Annotated in this window: 18 protein-coding genes; 9 read left to right on the forward strand and 9 right to left on the reverse strand. The window is 66.0% G+C overall.

All coding sequences use genetic code 11. The features are described from left to right. The first annotated feature begins 26 nt into the window (after positions 1-26). The 5 genes from prpC to Herbaro_RS07575 all read left to right on the forward strand — a co-directional run bounded on the left by prpC (position 27) and on the right by Herbaro_RS07575 (position 4,789). A complete protein-coding gene (gene prpC, locus Herbaro_RS07555) occupies positions 27-1,184 on the forward strand; it encodes a bifunctional 2-methylcitrate synthase/citrate synthase (RefSeq protein WP_275013215.1) in 1,158 nt (385 codons plus the stop codon). Positions 1,185-1,349: 165 nt separating this feature from the next. Beyond that, entirely contained in the window at positions 1,350-1,793 is a 444-nt protein-coding gene (locus Herbaro_RS07560; protein WP_275013216.1) for a hypothetical protein, read from the forward strand. A gap of 254 nt (positions 1,794-2,047) precedes the next feature. Beyond that, on the forward strand, positions 2,048-3,934 hold the full coding sequence (locus Herbaro_RS07565; protein WP_275013217.1) for a propionate--CoA ligase: 1,887 nt from the start codon (positions 2,048-2,050) through the stop codon (positions 3,932-3,934). 70 nt (positions 3,935-4,004) lie between these two features. Beyond that, a complete protein-coding gene (locus Herbaro_RS07570; RefSeq protein WP_275013218.1) occupies positions 4,005-4,511 on the forward strand; it encodes an arsinothricin resistance N-acetyltransferase ArsN1 family B in 507 nt (168 codons plus the stop codon). Then, a complete protein-coding gene (locus tag Herbaro_RS07575) occupies positions 4,508-4,789 on the forward strand; it encodes a hypothetical protein (RefSeq protein WP_275013219.1) in 282 nt (93 codons plus the stop codon). The genes Herbaro_RS07570 and Herbaro_RS07575 overlap by 4 nt, the downstream gene beginning before the upstream one ends. Before the next feature lie 18 nt (positions 4,790-4,807). Here Herbaro_RS07575 and xth read toward each other — a convergent pair whose 3' ends face one another. The 7 genes from xth to Herbaro_RS07610 all read right to left on the reverse strand — a co-directional run bounded on the left by xth (position 4,808) and on the right by Herbaro_RS07610 (position 12,432). After that, entirely contained in the window at positions 4,808-5,575 is a 768-nt protein-coding gene (gene xth / locus Herbaro_RS07580; RefSeq protein ID WP_275013220.1) for an exodeoxyribonuclease III, read from the reverse strand. A 189-nt stretch (positions 5,576-5,764) separates the two neighbouring features. Beyond that, positions 5,765-6,337, reverse strand: coding sequence for an FxDxF family PEP-CTERM protein (locus tag Herbaro_RS07585; RefSeq protein ID WP_275013221.1), 573 nt, complete (start codon positions 6,335-6,337; stop codon positions 5,765-5,767). Between the two features lie 450 nt (positions 6,338-6,787). Beyond that, entirely contained in the window at positions 6,788-7,345 is a 558-nt protein-coding gene (locus Herbaro_RS07590; protein WP_275013222.1) for an FxDxF family PEP-CTERM protein, read from the reverse strand. Positions 7,346-7,649: 304 nt separating this feature from the next. Beyond that, on the reverse strand, positions 7,650-8,405 hold the full coding sequence (locus Herbaro_RS07595) for a MipA/OmpV family protein (RefSeq protein ID WP_275013223.1): 756 nt from the start codon (positions 8,403-8,405) through the stop codon (positions 7,650-7,652). Between the two features lie 194 nt (positions 8,406-8,599). After that, positions 8,600-9,700 (reverse strand): alkene reductase, encoded by a 1,101-nt coding sequence (locus tag Herbaro_RS07600; RefSeq protein ID WP_275013224.1) that lies wholly within the window; start codon positions 9,698-9,700, stop codon positions 8,600-8,602. A 201-nt stretch (positions 9,701-9,901) separates the two neighbouring features. Continuing rightward, positions 9,902-10,762, reverse strand: coding sequence for a dienelactone hydrolase family protein (locus Herbaro_RS07605; protein WP_275013225.1), 861 nt, complete (start codon positions 10,760-10,762; stop codon positions 9,902-9,904). 149 nt (positions 10,763-10,911) lie between these two features. Then, positions 10,912-12,432, reverse strand: coding sequence for a leucyl aminopeptidase (locus Herbaro_RS07610; protein ID WP_275013226.1), 1,521 nt, complete (start codon positions 12,430-12,432; stop codon positions 10,912-10,914). Positions 12,433-12,572: 140 nt separating this feature from the next. On the opposite strand from Herbaro_RS07610, the gene lptF reads away from it, so the two are divergent. The 4 genes from lptF to Herbaro_RS07630 all read left to right on the forward strand — a co-directional run bounded on the left by lptF (position 12,573) and on the right by Herbaro_RS07630 (position 15,870). Next, positions 12,573-13,703, forward strand: coding sequence for an LPS export ABC transporter permease LptF (gene lptF / locus Herbaro_RS07615; RefSeq protein ID WP_275013227.1), 1,131 nt, complete (start codon positions 12,573-12,575; stop codon positions 13,701-13,703). 1 nt (position 13,704) lies between these two features. Then, on the forward strand, positions 13,705-14,838 hold the full coding sequence (gene lptG / locus Herbaro_RS07620; protein WP_275013228.1) for an LPS export ABC transporter permease LptG: 1,134 nt from the start codon (positions 13,705-13,707) through the stop codon (positions 14,836-14,838). Positions 14,839-14,851: 13 nt separating this feature from the next. After that, on the forward strand, positions 14,852-15,235 hold the full coding sequence (locus Herbaro_RS07625) for a sirohydrochlorin chelatase (protein WP_275013229.1): 384 nt from the start codon (positions 14,852-14,854) through the stop codon (positions 15,233-15,235). 74 nt (positions 15,236-15,309) lie between these two features. Beyond that, complete coding sequence (locus Herbaro_RS07630) at positions 15,310-15,870, forward strand: TVP38/TMEM64 family protein (protein WP_275013230.1); 561 nt, start codon at positions 15,310-15,312, stop codon at positions 15,868-15,870. A 19-nt stretch (positions 15,871-15,889) separates the two neighbouring features. On the opposite strand, the gene Herbaro_RS07635 is transcribed toward Herbaro_RS07630, so the two are convergent. After that, positions 15,890-16,261, reverse strand: coding sequence for a tRNA-binding protein (locus Herbaro_RS07635; protein WP_275013231.1), 372 nt, complete (start codon positions 16,259-16,261; stop codon positions 15,890-15,892). Between the two features lie 199 nt (positions 16,262-16,460). Next, complete coding sequence (gene cobA / locus Herbaro_RS07640) at positions 16,461-17,222, reverse strand: uroporphyrinogen-III C-methyltransferase (RefSeq protein ID WP_275013232.1); 762 nt, start codon at positions 17,220-17,222, stop codon at positions 16,461-16,463. Between the last annotated feature and the right edge of the window lie 30 nt (positions 17,223-17,252).

Genomic DNA, 17,252 nt, shown 5'->3' on the forward strand with positions numbered 1-17,252 from the left:
CCACCGATATCACTGAGGAGAACACGATGAGCGAGCAACAGGCAGCCCCCGGCTTCAAGCCCAAGAAATCCGTTGCGCTGTCCGGCGTGACCGCCGGCAACACCGCGCTGTGCACCGTCGGCAAGACCGGCAACGACCTGCACTATCGCGGCTACGACATCCTGGACGTGGCCGACAGCTGCGAATTCGAGGAAATCGCCCACCTGCTGGTGCACGGCAAGCTGCCCACCGCCGCCGAACTGAAGGCCTACAAGGCCAAGCTCAAGGCGCTGCGCGGCCTGCCGGCCAACGTCAAGGCGGCGCTGGAGTGGCTGCCGGCGGCCTCGCATCCGATGGACGTGATGCGCACCGGCGTCTCGGCGCTGGGCTGCGTTCTGCCTGAGAAGGACGACCACAACACGCCAGGCGCGCGCGACATCGCCGATCGCCTGATGGCCTCGCTGGGCTCCATGCTGCTGTACTGGTACCACTACAGCCACAACGGCAACCGCATCGAAGTCGAGACCGACGACGACTCGATCGGCGGCCACTTCCTGCACCTGCTGCACGGCGAGAAGCCGTCCGAGTCGTGGGAGAAGGCGATGCATACCTCGCTGATCCTGTACGCCGAGCATGAGTTCAACGCCTCCACCTTCACCGGCCGCGTGATCGCCGGCACCGGTTCCGACATGCACTCGGCCATCACCGGCGCCATCGGCGCGCTGCGCGGCCCCAAGCACGGCGGCGCCAACGAGGTGGCGTTCGAGATCCAGAAGCGCTACGACAATCCGGATGAGGCCGAAGCCGACATCCGCCGCCGCGTCGAGAACAAGGAAGTGGTGATCGGCTTCGGCCACCCGGTGTACACCATCTCGGACCCGCGCAACAAGGTGATCAAGGAAGTGGCGCGCAAGCTCTCCAAGGAAGCCGGCTCGACCAAGATGTTCGACATTGCCGAACGCCTGGAAACGGTCATGTGGGACATCAAGAAGATGTTCCCCAACCTGGACTGGTTCTCGGCCGTGTCGTACCACATGATGGGCGTGCCGACCGCGATGTTTACGCCGCTGTTCGTCATCGCCCGCACCTCGGGTTGGGCTGCGCACATCATCGAGCAGCGCATCGACAACAAGATCATCCGCCCGTCGGCCAATTACGTCGGCCCGGAAGACCTGAAGTTCGTGCCGATCGCCAAGCGCAAGTAAGTTGCGGTGGGGCAGGGGGAGGCGAGATTTGTAACAAGATCGCCGGGGAGTCGAGACAATTGCAATAAATTGCTAAGATGCGGTCGGATCAGTTTCAGCTCCTCCGGGATCCGGCCGCCGCAGCGCAGTCGCCGGATCCGGTCCGATTACTACCTGGATACCCCGATGACCGCATTGACCGCATTGAACGCTTCTCGCCTCGATTCCCTCTCCAAACTCTGCCTGGTCGCCGGCGCCGCCGCGCTGCTGGCCTCCTGCGCGTCGCAACAGGAACCGGTGCCGGTGACCGACACCAAGCCGGTGCTGCCGCAGATCTTCAAGTCGCCGGCCGCGACCCAGCCGACCTGGGCCACCCAGCTGGTGACCGGCAACTTCAGCTGCGAGCTGGGCAACAAGGTGGAGCTGCGCATGGATGGACGCGTCACCGACGGCGTGACGCTGGAGTGGAAGGGACGTTCGTACACGATGAACCCGGTCAGCACCTCGACCGGCGCGGTGCGCCTGGAGAACAAGGGCGAAGGGCTGGTCTGGATCCAGATCCCGTCGAAGTCGATGCTGCTCAATTCCAAGATCGGCCAGCAACTCGCCAACGACTGCAAGGTCAGGTAAGCCGGACCGTGCCCGCGATGCCCATCGCGGCATCGCTTCCTCCCGGGCGGTGCTCGTCGCCCGTTCTCCTTGGCGCCACCGGCGCCTACGGTTCGCATCGCAGCGCCGCGCATTCAGCGGCAAGTAAGCTTGGAATGCCACATTAAGGCATCGCCGCGGCATTGCGCGCGCAGACGCGCAGGCCCGGATGATCGAACAAGAACGCGGGCAAGCAACCGCGGCGGATTCCAATTCGAAAGACATGAGGAGACATCATGCAATACGAGGAATTTCATCGGCAGTCCATCGAGGAGCCTGAGCGCTTCTGGGCCAGGGAGGCAGAGCGCATCCACTGGGAGCAGCCGTTCTCGCGCACCTTGGACTACTCGCGCGCGCCGTTCGCGCGCTGGTTCATCGGCGGGCGCACCAATCTCTGCTACAACGCGGTCGACCGCCACCTGCCGCAACGCGCGCAGCAGGCCGCGCTGATCGCCATCTCCACAGAGACCGGCAGCGAGCGCACCTACACCTATGCCGAGCTGCACCGGGAGGTGGTGGCGATGGCCGCCGTCATGCAATCGCTGGGCGTGGCGCGCGGCGACCGCGTGCTGATCTACATGCCGATGGTGGCCGAGGCGGTGTTCGCGATGCTGGCCTGCGCGCGCATCGGCGCCGTGCATTCGGTGGTGTTCGGCGGCTTCGCCTCCAACAGCCTGGCCTCGCGCATCGACGACGCGCAGCCGCGCCTGATCGTCTCGGCCGACGCCGGTTCGCGCGGCGGCAAGGTGATTCCCTACAAGGGCCTGCTCGACGAGGCGATCCGCCTGGCGCAGCACAAGCCGGCGCGCGTGCTGCTGGTCGACCGCGGCCTGGCCGAGATGCCGCGCACCCTGGAGCGCGACGCCGACTACGCGCCGCTGCGCGAGCAGCATCTCGACGCGCAGGCGCCGGTGGCCTGGCTGGAGTCCAACGAGAGCAGCTACATCCTCTACACCTCCGGCACCACCGGCCGTCCCAAGGGCGTGCAGCGCGACGTCGGCGGCTACGCGGTGGCGCTGGCCTCGTCGATGCAGCACATCTTCTGCGGCCAGCCGGGCGAGACCTATTTCTGCACCTCCGACATCGGCTGGGTGGTGGGCCACTCCTACATCGTCTACGGCCCGCTGATCCACGGCATGGCCACGGTGCTGTACGAAGGCCTGCCGATCCGGCCCGACGCCGGCGTGTGGTGGAGCATCGTCGAGAAGTACAAGGTGACCCGCATGTTCTCCGCGCCCACGGCCATCCGCGTGCTCAAGAAGCAGCCGCCCGAGTTCATGCGGAAGTACGACACCTCCTCGCTCAAGGCCCTGTACCTGGCCGGCGAGCCGCTCGACGAGACCACTTCCAGCTGGATCTCGGAGGCGCTCAAGGTGCCGGTGATCGACAACTACTGGCAGACCGAATCGGGCTGGCCCATCATCTCCATTGCCAAGGGCGTGGACGACAAGCCCACGCGCCTGGGCAGCCCCGGCGTGCCCATGGCCGGCTACCGCATGGCGATCCTGAACGAGGCCACCGGCGAGGAGTGCGGCCCCGGCGAGAAGGGCGTGGTGGCCATCGAAGGCCCGCTGCCGCCGGGCTGCATGCAGACCGTGTACGGCGACGACGAGCGCTTCGTCAACACCTACTGGCGCAGCCTGCCGCGCGAGGTGTACTCCACCTTCGACTGGGGCATCAGGGACCGCGACGGCTACTACTTCATCCTCGGTCGCACCGACGACGTCATCAACGTCGCCGGCCATCGGCTGGGCACGCGCGAGATCGAGGAGAGCATCTCCAGCCATCCCAACGTCTCGGAGGTGGCGGTGGTGGGCGTGGAAGACAAGCTCAAGGGCCAGGTGGCCTATGCCTTCGCCATCCTGAAGAACGCCGATGCGGTCGTCACGCCGGAGCAACGGCAGGCGCTGGAGGGCGAGATCATGGGCGTGGTCGACAAGCAGATCGGCGCCGTCGGCCGGCCCTCGCGCGTGTTCTTCGTCGGCCTGCTGCCCAAGACGCGTTCCGGCAAGCTGCTGCGGCGGGCGATCCAGGCGATCTGCGAAGGGCGCGATGCGGGCGACCTGCCGACCATCGAGGATCCGGCCGCGCTGGAGCAGATCAAGGCGGCGCTGAAGGCCTGACGCCGGCCGCCGCGGGCGGGCGAATTTGGTTACACTGGAGGCCTCCCTCCAGTGAACCGGACCAGCACACATGCCTGACCCCATCCGCGCGGCCACCGTCGCCGACGCCGCCGCCATTTGCGGCATCTACAACCATTATGTGGAAAACACCGCCATCAGCTTCGAGACCGAGGCGGTCGGCGTGGAAGCCATGCAGGCGCGCATCGCCGAGGTGCAGTCGCAGTTTCCCTGGCTGGTCTACGAGGAGGAGGGCGTGGTGCTGGGCTATGCCTACGCCAGCAAGTGGAAGCCGCGCGCGGCCTATCGTCACTCGGTCGAAAGCTCGGTCTACCTGCACGGCGACGCCAGCGGGCGCGGCATCGGCAAGCAACTGTATGCACGCCTGTTCATGCAGCTCAAGGAACTGGGCGTGCACCTGGTGATCGGCGGCGTGGCCCTGCCCAATGCGGCCAGCGTGGCGCTGCATGAGCGCATGGGGTTCAAAAAGGTGGGGGAGTTCAGCGAGGTCGGCCGCAAGTTCGGCCGTTGGGTGGATGTGGGATATTGGCAGCTCAATCTGAAAGAGGCCCAGCCATGAGATCGACCCGCGCCGCCAGCGCCGTCGAGCGCCTGAACAACCGCGCCGAGACCAAGCAGTATTCGATGCTGCGCACCTCCGACGAACGCTTCATCCTGACCCAGCGCCTGGCCGGCACGCCCATGGAAAGACTGTGCGAGGCGCTGGAGCTGGACGAGTTCGTCGCCTTCGTCAACGCCTATGGGCCGCAGAAGGCCAAGCGCGTCTCCAAGCTCGACGTGCAGTTCGAAAAAAACATGCGCAACAAAAAGGACGCCGCGGACGGTGGAGAGGGCTGATTTCGCCCGCAGGCGGGATCAGTCGGCCAGCGTCGCCACCACCGGCGCATGGTCGGAAGGCTGCTCCCACTTGCGCGGAACCTTGTCCACCACGCACGCCGTGCAACGCGGCGTGAGCTCTTCCGAGAGCAGGATGTGGTCGATGCGCAGGCCGCGATTGAGGCGAAAGCCCATCTGGCGATAGTCCCACCAGCTGTAGATCTTCTCGGGCTGCTCGAACAGCCGGAACGAATCGGTGAAGCCCATCGCCTGCAGCTTGCGGAAGGCCTCGCGCTCCGGCTCCGACACCAGCACCTGTCCCTCCCACGCCGCCGGATCGTGCACGTCGCGGTCTTCCGGCGCGATGTTGTAGTCGCCCAGCAGCGCGATGCGCGGATGCTTCGCTTTCTCCTGCAGCAGCCACTCATGCAGCCCGGCCAGCCAGGACAGCTTGTAGGGATACTTTTCCGAATCCAGCGCCTGGCCGTTGGGAATATAAGCGCACACATAGCGCACGCCCTCGATGGTGGCGGCAATGATGCGCTGCTGCTCGTCGGGGAACAGCGGATTGTTCTTCACCACATCGTTCATCGGATGGCGCGACAGGATGGCCACGCCGTTGTAGGTCTTTTGCCCGCTGAACTCCACCAGATAGCCGGCCGCCGCGATCTCCGCCGCCGGGAACTTGTCGTCGGTCAGCTTGGTTTCCTGCAGGCACAGCACGTCGACCGGATTTTCTTCCAGCCATTTCAGCACTTGCGGCAGGCGAACCTTGAGGGAGTTGACGTTCCAGGTGGCGATTTTCATGGGCGCGGGATAGTGATGAATCGATCGATGAGCCGCCCCTTGCGGGCGACGGGCGCCATCTTACCGCATTCGCGGCCACCACGCGGAGATGAATCTTCGGCCGTCTTGCAGGCCTGATGTGTTGAGTATTTACGCTTCGGCGTCTTCCGGGAAATGCCTGCAAGCAGGCATTCCCCCGACATCGGCGGATCAGGCCGGCATCAGTTGGTTTTGCTGCGAGCCGGACTCCGACTTGCCGCCGTTGCGGCGACGGCGATAAGCCGCGAAGCCGATCAGGCCCAGGCCGCCCAGCATCATCGCGGTGGTCGAGGCTTCCGGCACCGGTGCGATGCTGATGTTGCCGGCGAAGCTGCCGCCGCCCGAACCCAGGATGGTGCCACCCACGCTCAGCGTGTACAGACCGGTGCTCAAGCCGTTGGTGCGCAGGCTGAAGGTCTGGGTATCGCCATCCAGCAGCGACACGCCGGTGTAGGTCTGGCCGTTGCCGGTCAGCGTGAAGCTGTTGATACCCAGGCGCGACAAGCCATCCAGGGCGATCGACACCACTGCGGACGACACCGATGAACCGAGGCTGTCGACGTTGAAGGTGAAGTTCTCCAGGAAGCTCAGGCCGGTGGTGCCGTCGCCGTAGCGGGCGTTGAAGGTCGACGTCGAGTCGGTCCACACCAACGAACGTGTCCGTTCAAGATCCGCCGCGCTGGCCGTGGAGCCAACTGCAACGAGTGCGGACGCCAGCAGCAAAGTGCTGATCAGTTTTTTCATTACACACCTCTTTCTTGATTCGATTAATTGAGAATGCACAACAGGGGGGAAACGTTCCGGCTGATTGAGTTGTTGTGGCTGGAACGATATGTCTCAGGTTGGATTTTTTGTTCGATGAGACGGATTTGAGAGTAGTCGTTGATTTTAAAAATCTCAACTGATTTTTACGCATTTGCTTTACTTTTTGTTGCGCTGTAGGACTCTTGGAAGCCTTATGGGTAAAGGACTTCCGAGGGGTGTCCTTGATTTTTTCTGCATCGCAATGTTCTGGAATATTTGATCTCGGAAATGATGACGGACGTCATCGTTTTTATCCGCACCGACGCTCGCAGCGAGTGCGTCGCGGTGCACGGAGGGAACAGCCAACCGCGGTGGCCGGCCGTTCCATGTGAAGCGCGAGGTTTCAGTCTTCCGGAGGAGACGCTTGAGCAGGGGGAGGGCGGGACGGCCTCAGGCCGGCTGGAAACCGCCGGCGCCGGCGCCGGGATCGCGGCGCCTGCTGCGCATCGCGGCCAGGCCGACCAGCGCCAGGCCGCCCAGCATCATCGCAGCCGTGGAAATTTCAGGCACTGCCGCCACGCTGATATTGCCGCCGAAGCTGCCGCCTGATGCGCCGGTGACCGAACCCGTGACCCTCAGCGTGTAGTCGCCCGCGGCAATGTTGGAGGCCCGCAGCGTGAAGTACTGCGTGCCGCCCACCACCGACTTGGCGCCGGTCCAGGTCTTGCCGTTGCCGTTGAGGGAGAAGCCGGTGATGTCCAGTGAGGAGGCGCTGCCCAGCGCAATGGAGATCACCGCCGAGGTCGCGGTGGCCGCGCCGCTGTTGCTGAAGGTGTAGTCCTGCTGGAAGGTCTGGCCGGATTGCGAGGTATCGAAGGCGGCACCGAAGGTGGAGGTCTTGCCGTCGAATTCCAGCGGTGTGGTGCTGTTGATTTGCGCGGCCTGCGCCGCGCTCCCCGCTGCCGCGAATGATGCTGCGAGCAGCAGGTTGCTTAGGAGCTTTTGCATGACTTGCCTCTTTCTTTGAATGACGTGAATCTCAAGGGAGGGAGGAAAGCCGGCGATTGATTTGTTGTACCGGATCGTGGCGCTGGCCGGTTTTTGTTTGTCCTGTTCCGACTTTGTTTTGGGATGCGACACGGAAAATGCTAGCGGCTGCGCGCGCAAAGCTCAATGAAAACACTACATGAGCTGGCGCATTTTCGTTGCGCTGTCGGTGTCGGTGAAGGCGCGCCATCAAGCGCGGCTGACATGCGCGCCGATAGCGACGAGCATCAGCTCGGCGCTGTCGGGCGGTGATGATGCAGGCGGATTACTTGAAGTGATAGCTCAGCGCCACCAGCGCCATGTCCTCGACCTTGCGGCGAATGATGGGGCTGTCCGACAGCGCGCTGCCGAGCCACTTGCGGCGCCAAGTCAGGTTCACGCGCCAGTCGCCGAAGGCCGGCATGTCGGCCGACAATCCCAGCAGCGGGCTGGTCGACGAACCCGGGCTGTATTGGCGCAGGCCGCTGGCGGCGGACTCGGTGGAGTCGACGCCGAAGAAGTAGTTGTTGTAGTTGGCGCTACGATGTTCCACGCCGATCTGCGGGTAGATGCTGACGCGCCCTACGTCCACCTGCGCGGCGTAGATCGCTTCGGCCAGGATGCCATGCGACTTGTTGAAATCGTAGAAGGCGTTCAGGAAGAAGGCGCCGTAGGGCGTCTCCTGGTAGGTGCCCAGACCCAGCGGGATCGGGTTGGAGCGGCGGTGCAGGCCGCGGTCGGCGTCGAAGCCTTCGAAGTTGATGCGGCCCGCCAGCTCCAGGTAACCGTAGCCCAGTTTCGCGGTCTTGACGCCGAAGGTGTCCAGGCGCGCGAAGAAGCGGCCGTAGTCGAAGTAGGCGTAGGGCAGCGCCGTGTTGTGGCTGTGCTTGGCCAGGCCGTTGCGTTCGAGGTGGAACACGCCGGCGCCGAGGTCGCCCACGATGCGGTCGGGCAAATCGCCGGCGGCGTCGGGCGCGGTTTGCTGGGCCATGGCGGGGGCGGCGCACAGCAGGGCCAGGGTGAAGGCGATGGATGTTTTCATTTTGCTTGTGTTGGCGGTTGAGCGGGGCTGCGGATGAGGCTGCAGCGTGCATTGTAGCCGTAGCGGGGCCGGTTGCCGACATACTTGTAAAGGGGGCGGCTACGCTTGTAAAGGGAAGCCCCGCCGGCGCGGGGCAAAAGAAAAACGGCCTGCCGCGAGGCAGGCCGTTCGTCTTTGACGCTGGTTCGTTAGGCTCAGGCCGCGTTCAGCGCCGGGTAGTCGGTATAGCCGGCCGCGCCGCCGCCATACAGGGTATCCGGATTGAAGGCGGCCAGTTCGGCGCCGTTCTGCAGGCGATCGATCAGGTCGGGGTTGGCGATCCATGGGCGGCCGAAGGCCACGATGTCGGCCCGGTTGCCTTCGCGCGCCTTGGCGGCCATCGGCAGGTCATAGCCGTTGTTGGCGATGTAGATGCCCTTGAACAGGTCGCGCAGCACCTGCAGGGCGAAGCCGCCGGCCACCTCGCGCGGGCCGCCGGTGGCGCCTTCCACCACGTGCAGGTAGACCGGTTTGTAGCGGTTCAGCTGCTCAGCCACATAACTGAACAGCGCCTTGGGGTTGCTGTCGGCGATGTCGTTGAACGGGCTCAGCGGCGACAGGCGCACGCCCACGCGCTCGCTCGGGATGACCGAGGTCACCGCTTCCACCACTTCCAGCAGCAGGCGCGCGCGGTTCTCGATGCTGCCGCCGTAGGCGTCGGTGCGGGTGTTGGTCTTGTCGCGCAGGAACTGGTCCAGCAGGTAGCCGTTGGCGGCGTGGATCTCGACGCCGTCGAAGCCGGCCTGGATGGCCAGCTTGGCCGCGGTCTTGTATTGCTCGATCAGGCCGGGCAATTCCGACAGCTCCAGCGCGCGCGGCGCGACGAAGGGCTTGAAGCCGGTTTCGGTGAAGGCGTTGCCTTCAGGCGTCAGCGCCGACGGCGCCACCGGCAGCGCATTGCCCGGTTGCAGGTCGGGATGCGAGATGCGGCCCACGTGCCACAGCTGCAGGAAGATGTGACCGCCCTTGGCATGCACGGCGTCGGTCACCTTCTTCCAACCGGCGACCTGGGCTTCGTTGTAGATGCCGGGCGTCCAGGCGTAACCCTTGCCTTGCGGCGAGATCTGGGTGGCTTCGGCGATGATGAGGCCGGCGCCGGCGCGCTGGGCGTAGTACTCGGCGGCGAGCTCGCTGGGCACGTCGCCGGCTTGTGCGCGGCTGCGCGTGAGCGGCGCCATGGCGACACGGTTTTGCAGCTGGATGGCGCCCAGTTGCACAGGCTTGAACAGATCGCTGGTATGGCTGGCGATGGTCATGTAAATCCTTTCTTTCGCGTTGACTGGGAGATGAATGCAGGCTGGTCTGCGCAGGCAATCCCGTGGCGCCGCGCCGGCCCGTCGTTATGCGGTGCGGGCAGCCGGCCGCCTTGCGGCGAACGGCATTCCGTAAAACCCGACCAGTTTAGTAGAGAATTATTTTTGCTGCAGGAGGCCGGCCGTTTTCGGGGCGGAAGGCAATCAGGGCGCGGCCGGCGCCGCCTGTTCCAGCCACGGGCCCAGGCGCATCATGGCGTCGCCGCGCGCGCTGCGGTTGGCGTCGATCGCCTGGCGCTTGCTGCCGGGATCGTCGAAATCGTGAGTGGCGCCCGCATAGGTCGTCACCACCGGCGCCGGCGCGCCGGCCACAAGCTCGACCCGCTGCATCAGCCGTTCGCAGGCGGTCGCCGAGACTTCCTCGTCGGCGCTGCCCAGCAGCACCTGCAGCGGGCGGTCGATGCGCGGCGAGGGCGAGAGCAGGGCCCGCGGGCCGCAGCCGGGATAGAAGACCAACGCGGCGGCGAAGGCGGGCGCCTGGGCGGAGGCGCGTCGCGCCTGCCGGATCATCACGTTGAGTGCGGTGCTGGCGCCGTTGGACCAGCCCTGCAGCGAGATGCGCGCCGGCTCGACGTCGGGGCGCGCGGCCAGCCACGCCAGCGCGCCCTCGGCGTCCAGCGGGCGCACGTCCAGTTCGTTGACGGCCGCGCGCTCCGGCGCACCGTGCGTATGGCGGCCGAAGCCGTGCGCCGCGCCGCGCGGGCCGTAGCTGTCGACGTGCAGCGCCAGGTAGCCGCGTTCGGCCCAATAGCGCGCCCAGGCGCGGTGGCGAAGGGTGAGCGCTGCGGCGTCGCAGGGCGAGACGAAGCCGGGGCCGACCTGGGTGCAGCCGGCGTTGACGCCGATGGAATAGGGGCCGCCGCGTCCATGCAGCATCACGATAGCCGGATGCGGGCCCGCACCGGACGGCGCGAAGAGATAGCCGGTCAGTTGGGTGTGGCCGTCGGCGGAGGGGAAGTGCACGGTCTGCGGCGGCGCATCGGCGGCTTGCGCGGCCGCTTGCATCGCCAATATCCAGGCGAAAAAAAACCACCGCTTGCGCGATGGTTTCGATGCAGCAGGCGTTGCATGGCAGATGGAGCGCGTCGCCCTGTGCCAGGAGCGGAAAATTCCGGAGGTGAAATTTCCCGGCACGGCGACGGCTCCGCCGATCTTTAGGCGCGCGCCGACTTGCCGCGCGCCTGGTTCAGCAGCCACGCCGTCAGCAGCGGCACCGGACGCCCGCTGGCGCCCTTGGCGGCGCCGCTCTTCCAGGCGGTGCCGGCGATGTCCAGGTGGGCCCAGGTGTACTTGCGGGTGAAGCGCTCCAGGAAGCAGGCGGCGGTGACGCTGCCGGCCGGCTGGCCGCCGATGTTGGCGATATCGGCGAAGTTGGACTTGAGCTGCTCCTGGTAGACGTCCTGCACCGGCATGCGCCATGCGGTGTCGCCGGTTTCGCGGCCGGCCGCCAGCAGCGAGTCGGCCAACTGGTCGTGGGCATCGTCTTCGCGGGTGAACAGGCCCGAATTGTGGTGGCCCAGCGCGACGATGCAGGCGCCCGTCAGCGTGGCGATGTCGACCACGGCGGCCGGCTTGAAGCGCTCGACGTAGGTCAGCGCGTCGCACAGGATCAGGCGGCCTTCGGCGTCGGTGTTGAGCACCTCGATGGTCTGGCCCGACATCGAGGTGACGATGTCGCCCGGCTTGGTGGCGCGGCCCGAGGGCATGTTCTCGCAGGTCGGGATGACGCCGATCACGTTGAGCTTCAGATCGAGTTCGGCGATGGCGCGGAAGGTGCCCAGCACCGAGGCGGCGCCGCACATGTCGTACTTCATCTCGTCCATGTTCAGGCCCGGCTTGAGCGAAATGCCGCCGGTGTCGAAGGTGATGCCCTTGCCGACCAGCACCACCGGCGCGTCCTTGGACTTGCCGCCCATGTGCTTCAGGACGATGAACTTGGGCGGCTCGTCGCTGCCGTTGGTGACCGACAGGAAGCTGCCCATCTTCAGCGCCTGCAGCTGCTTGCGGTCCAGCACTTCCACGCCCAGCTTGAAGTCCTTGGCCAGCTTCTTGGCGGTGTTGGCCAGGTAGGTCGGGGTGCAGACGTTGCCGGGCAGGTTGCCCAGGTCCTTGGTCAGGGCCATGCCGTTGGCCAGCGCCACGGCTTCGGCCAGGGCCGCCTTGGCGGCCGGCGCGTCGGCCGCCGATGTCAGGAAGGAAATCTTCTTCACGCCCGTGGGGACGGGATCCTTCTTGCTCTTGAGCACGTCGGTGCGGTAGATGGAGTCGCGGCCGGCCAGCACCACGTTGCGGATGGCCCAGGCCAGGTTGCGGCCCTTCACGCCGTCGAAGGGCAGCGCCAGCGCGGCATCGTCGCAGCCCAGCGAACCCAGGGTGCGCACCAGCGCCTGCGCGGCGGCGGCGAAGCTCTTGTCGCTGATCTCGCCTTCGGCGCCCAGGCCGAGCAGCACGATGCGTTCGGCGGCGATGCCGGTGACGCCGCGCAGCAGCAGGGTCGAGCCCGGCTTGCCGGAAATGTCGCCCGATTTGAGCGCGGCGCTGATGGCGCCCAGCTTGTCGAGCGCGCCGGCGGCCTTGGAGAGCTTGCGGTTTTCATGGATGCCGACGACCAGCGCACCAGTCTTGACGGCGGTTACGGCGGTTTTTGCGTCCAATGTTTTTGTGCTAAAGTCCATCGTTCGTCCTTTGTTTGGTTTACCCGGCGATTATAGAACTCATTTCGACGCCACGCGCGCATGAGTTCCACAGGGTGGCAGGCAAGGGCAGGGCATGTTGGCTACCGATGCCCCATCTCTAGACTAATTCCAGCCTCCGCATGATTTTCCAGCGCGCACTCCGACGCGAATTGACGAGCACCGCCGGCGCCGTCTTCACCACGCTCTTCACCATCACGCTGACCGTGATGCTGATCAAGATCCTCGGCCAGGCCGCCGGCGGCCAGGTCGCGTCGCAGGACGTGATCGCGCTGATCGGCTTCCAGTCGCTCAACTACATGCCGGTGATCCTGATCCTCACCGGCTTCATCTCGGTGCTGCTGGTGATGACGCGCAGCTACCAGGAGTCCGAGATCGTGGTCTGGTTCGCCTCGGGCCTGTCGCTCACGCGCTGGATCCGGCCGGTGCTGATGTTCGGCTGGCCGCTGGTGACGCTGGTGGCGGCCTTGTCCTTCGCGGTCACGCCCTGGGCCAACCTGCAGAGCGCCCAGTACCGCGAACGCTTCGAGAAGCGCGAGGACATCGCGCGCGTTTCGCCCGGCAAGTTCCAGGAGTCGGCCAGCGCCAACCGCATCTTCTTCGTCGAGGGCATTTCCGGCGACGCCTCCAAGGTCCGCAATGTCTTCGTGTCGACCATCAACGCCGACGGCAAGAACAGCGTGGTGGTGGCCAAGGAAGGCGAGACCGTGGTCGATGCCGACGGCGAGAAGTTCGTGGTGATGAGCAAGGGCCGCCGCTATGACGGCGCGCCCAGCCTTCCGGATTTCCAGATGGTCGATTTCGAGCGCTACGGCCTGCTGATCGGCAGCCAGTCGCAGACCGCCGCCGGCGACCGCTCGGCGCGCGCGCTGCAGATGCCCGAGCTGATCGCCAAGAACGACGGCTTCGCGCGCGGCGAGCTGCTGTGGCGCCTGGCGCTGCCGCTGATGAGCCTGGCGCTGATGCTGCTGGCCATCCCGCTGTCCTTCGTCAACCCGCGCGCCGGCCGCTCGCTGGGCCTCCTGGTGGCGCTGCTGCTGTTCGTGGTCTACAGCAACACGGTATCCGTGTTCCAGGCCTCGGTGGCGCAGGGACGTTCCAGCTTCATGATGGCGTGGTGGCCGGTGCACCTGGTCGTGGCGCTGCTGGTGGTGGGCATGTTCGCGCTGCGCCTCAATATCAACAGCCGCTATCATCCGTCCCGCCTGTGGTCGGCCGTGCGCCGCTCCCTGACGTTCAAGCGCGAGGCCTGAGATGAGAGTCATACAACGCTATTTCACTTCCGAGATCACGCGCTCGGTATTGTTCGCGCTGGCGGCCTTCCTGGCGCTGTTCGCCTTCTTCGAGATGATGGGGCAGCTGGACCAGGTCGGGCGCAACGGCTACAAGCTGCAGCAGGCGGTGCTCTACGTGGTGATGGGTTTGCCCGGCAACGTCTATGAGCTGATGCCCACGGCGGTGCTGATCGGCACCATCTACACGCTCTCGCAGCTGGCCGCGCGTTCCGAGTTCACCATCATGCGCGTGTCCAGCATGTCCACCGGCATGGCGGCCAAGGTGCTGCTGCGCATCGGGCTGGGCTTCGCCGTGCTGACCATCCTGTTCGGCGAGCTGATCGCGCCCAAGGCCACCGAATGGGCCGAGAAGCTCAAGCTGCAGGCGCAGGGCGCGTCGCTGTCCTCGCAGTTCCGCTCCGGCATGTGGGCCAAGGACGTGATCAAGGACAACGGCCTGGAAGGCAATGTCACCGGCAGCCGCTTCATCAACATCCATGCGGTGCAGCCGGACGGCCGCATCGAAGGCGTCAAGCTCTACGAGCTGGACACCGAGTTCCACATGGCGCGCATGGTCACCGCCAAGTCCGGCGCCTACGACGGCAATCACGTCTGGACCCTGACCGATGTGACGCAGTCCGATTTCGCCGACGGCAACAAGGAACGCAAGATCACCGAGCCGGTCAAGACCGTGACCACACCCAGCATGAAGCTGGTGTCGGAGGTCACGCCGGAAATCCTGTCGGTGCTGTTCGCCGATCCGGACCGCATGTCGGCCTACGACCTGCGCGCCTACACCAAGCACCTGGAAGCCAATAACCAGCGCACCGACCGCTACGAGATCGCGTTCTGGAAGAAGATCGTCTATCCGCTGTCGATCTTCGTGATGATGGCGCTGGCGCTGCCGTTCGCCTACCTGCACTTCCGCGCCGGCGGCGTGAGCCTGAAGATCTTCACCGGCATCATGATCGGCGTGTGCTTCCAGCTCATCAACAGCCTGTTCTCGCACCTGGGCCTGCTCAACACCTGGCCGGCCTTCGTCACGGCGGCGCTGCCCAGCCTGCTGTTCATGGCGCTGGCGGCGGGCGCGCTGTGGTGGGTCGAGCGTAACTGAGCCGGGCCGCGCCATGTCTTCCCCATCCGCACATAGCCTGATCCTGTTCGCCCACGGCGCCCGCGATCCGGCCTGGGCCGCGCCCTTCGAGCGCCTGCGCGCGCTGGCGCAAGCCGCCATGCCGCAGGCCGGCGTGCAACTGGCCTTCCTCGAACTGATGCAGCCCGACCTGCCCACCGCGGCCGCGCTGGAGATCGCCCGCGGCGCCGAGCGCATCACGGTGGTGCCGGTTTTCCTCGGCCAGGGCGGGCATGTGCGGCGCGACTTGCCGCAACTGCTGGAGCAGCTGCGCCAGGCGCATCCCCAGGCGCGCATCGACACCGTGCCGGCCGCCGGCGAAGACGACGCCGTGCTGCAAGCCATCGCCGCCTATTGCGTGGCGGCCATGCGCGGCTGAACCGCAAGGACCTTTCTCCTGTCACACCTTCATCCCGGCGGCATGGTGCCGCCCGCGGCTTGCGGGAATGACAAATGTGGCGCTACCGGCGCATCCTCTATCTGCTGCTGTTCCTGGCCTTCCTGCTGGCCCTCTTCGAGGTCAGCGGGCTGCGCCGCAACCTGAGCGCCGACTACCTTCGCCACGCGCTGGAAGCCAACCTCTACCGCGGCTTGCTGCTCTACATCGCGCTGTTCTGCCTGGGCAACCTGCTGCATATCCCGGGCTGGATCTTCCTGGCCGGAGCGGTGTTTTCGCTGGGGAGGTTATGGGGAGGGGTGGCGACCTACGCCGCCGCGGTGCTGTCGTGCTGCCTGACCTATTTCTTCATCCGCGCCATCGGCGGCGATGCCTTGCGCATCGTCCACAACCGCTGGGTGGTGAAGATCCTGCACCGGCTCGATACCCATCCGGTGGCCAGCATCTCCCTGCTGCGGGTGCTGTGCCAGACCATGCCCACGGTGAACTACGTGCTGGCGCTGTCGGGCGTGCGCTTTCGCGACTACCTGCTGGGCACGCTGATCGGCCTGCCGCTGCCGATCGCGCTGTATTGCCTGTTCTTCGACTACCTGGCGCGCATCCTGCACTGGCATTGATGCGCGGGCGCGGGTGGCGTCAGAACAGCCGGGCGCCGTTGGGGACGGCCTGGTCGGGCTGGAACAGCACCACTTCGCCGGCCGCGTCCGGGAAGCCCAGCGTCAGCACTTCCGACATGAACTTGCCGATCTGGCGCGGTGGGAAATTGACCACCGCGGCGATCTGGCGGCCCACCAGTTGTTCGGGCCGGTAGTGGGCGGTGATCTGCGCGCTGCTCTGGCGGATGCCGATACCGGCGCCGAAATCGATCTTCAGCTTGAAGGCCGGCTTGCGCGCCTCGGGGAAGGCATCGGCGGCAATGATGGTGCCGATGCGGATGTCGACCTTGAGGAAGGCGTCGAAGTCGATGGTGTCGGCGGCGGGGGCATTGGTGTCGTGCAGCAGGTGCATGGCGGGGCCTCAAGAAAGTGAAGCCGCGATGATAGCAATCATTGATGGGCCGCGCGCCCTGGCTTGCTGCCTTGGGGGCACTGCGAACGACGCTGGGCTCCTGCTTTCGCAGGAGCGACGGAGATTCAAATATCGGTAAGCTGTCGTTCCTGCGAAAGCAGGAACCCAGTGTGTTGTCAGCAAATAGCGGACGGCTGCATCAATCCCGATCGGCCAGCGCCGGCCCGATCATCACCAGCACCGGCCCGCTGCAGGCTTCCAGTCCCGGCTCCAGGCCGGCCAGCTGCAGGTGGTAGACCCGCTCGTCGGGACGGCTGCAGTTCTCCACCACCACCACCGGCGTATCGGCCGCATAACCCAGTTCCAGCAGGCGGCGCGCGGTAGCGGTCGCTTCGCGGCCGCCCATGTACTGCACCAGCGTGTCGCCGTTGGGCATGATCACTTCATTGGGCTGGTCGGGCGCGGTGCTGGAGGTGAACAGCGAGACGCTGCGCGCGATGCCGCGCCGGGTGAGCGGCCGCTTGGCCGAGGCGGCGGCGGCCAGGGCCGCGGTGATGCCGGGCACGACTTCGTAGGGAATATGGTGGTCTTCCAGCGCGCGCATTTCCTCGTCGGCGCGGCCGAACAGCATGGGGTCGCCGCCTTTCAGGCGCACCACGCGGCGGTATTGCTGCGCCGCCTGCACCAGCTTCTCGTTGATCACCGGCTGCGCGGTGGAGCGCTGGCCGCTGCGCTTGCCCACCGGGATCTTCACCGCCTGCGGGCACAAGGCCAGGATTTCGTCGGTGACCAGCGCGTCGTGCAGCACTGCGTCGGCCTGCGCCAGGAGGCGCGCGCCGCGCACGGTGAGCAGGTCGGCGGCGCCGGGACCGGCGCCGATCAGCCACACCCGGCCCGGGTGTTGCGGGCTGGGTGCGGGGGAGTCGGGGAGGGAAGAGGGTGCTGCCGGATCGGTGGCCATGGCCTGCGGTATCGAGTCGGATCGAAGGGA

This window comes from Herbaspirillum sp. WKF16 (assembly GCF_028993615.1).
Taxonomy (GTDB): domain Bacteria; phylum Pseudomonadota; class Gammaproteobacteria; order Burkholderiales; family Burkholderiaceae_D; genus Herbaspirillum.

Coding starts and splice junctions, on each gene's coding strand:
- prpC (WP_275013215.1), top strand. CDS start 27: ATGAGCGAGCAACAGGCAGCCCCCGGCTTCAAGCCCAAGAAATCCGTT.
- Herbaro_RS07560 (WP_275013216.1), top strand. CDS start 1,350: ATGACCGCATTGACCGCATTGAACGCTTCTCGCCTCGATTCCCTCTCC.
- Herbaro_RS07565 (WP_275013217.1), top strand. CDS start 2,048: ATGCAATACGAGGAATTTCATCGGCAGTCCATCGAGGAGCCTGAGCGC.
- Herbaro_RS07570 (WP_275013218.1), top strand. CDS start 4,005: ATGCCTGACCCCATCCGCGCGGCCACCGTCGCCGACGCCGCCGCCATT.
- Herbaro_RS07575 (WP_275013219.1), top strand. CDS start 4,508: ATGAGATCGACCCGCGCCGCCAGCGCCGTCGAGCGCCTGAACAACCGC.
- xth (WP_275013220.1), bottom strand. CDS start 5,575: ATGAAAATCGCCACCTGGAACGTCAACTCCCTCAAGGTTCGCCTGCCG.
- Herbaro_RS07585 (WP_275013221.1), bottom strand. CDS start 6,337: ATGAAAAAACTGATCAGCACTTTGCTGCTGGCGTCCGCACTCGTTGCA.
- Herbaro_RS07590 (WP_275013222.1), bottom strand. CDS start 7,345: ATGCAAAAGCTCCTAAGCAACCTGCTGCTCGCAGCATCATTCGCGGCA.
- Herbaro_RS07595 (WP_275013223.1), bottom strand. CDS start 8,405: ATGAAAACATCCATCGCCTTCACCCTGGCCCTGCTGTGCGCCGCCCCC.
- Herbaro_RS07600 (WP_275013224.1), bottom strand. CDS start 9,700: ATGACCATCGCCAGCCATACCAGCGATCTGTTCAAGCCTGTGCAACTG.
- Herbaro_RS07605 (WP_275013225.1), bottom strand. CDS start 10,762: ATGCAAGCGGCCGCGCAAGCCGCCGATGCGCCGCCGCAGACCGTGCAC.
- Herbaro_RS07610 (WP_275013226.1), bottom strand. CDS start 12,432: ATGGACTTTAGCACAAAAACATTGGACGCAAAAACCGCCGTAACCGCC.
- lptF (WP_275013227.1), top strand. CDS start 12,573: ATGATTTTCCAGCGCGCACTCCGACGCGAATTGACGAGCACCGCCGGC.
- lptG (WP_275013228.1), top strand. CDS start 13,705: ATGAGAGTCATACAACGCTATTTCACTTCCGAGATCACGCGCTCGGTA.
- Herbaro_RS07625 (WP_275013229.1), top strand. CDS start 14,852: ATGTCTTCCCCATCCGCACATAGCCTGATCCTGTTCGCCCACGGCGCC.
- Herbaro_RS07630 (WP_275013230.1), top strand. CDS start 15,310: ATGTGGCGCTACCGGCGCATCCTCTATCTGCTGCTGTTCCTGGCCTTC.
- Herbaro_RS07635 (WP_275013231.1), bottom strand. CDS start 16,261: ATGCACCTGCTGCACGACACCAATGCCCCCGCCGCCGACACCATCGAC.
- cobA (WP_275013232.1), bottom strand. CDS start 17,222: ATGGCCACCGATCCGGCAGCACCCTCTTCCCTCCCCGACTCCCCCGCA.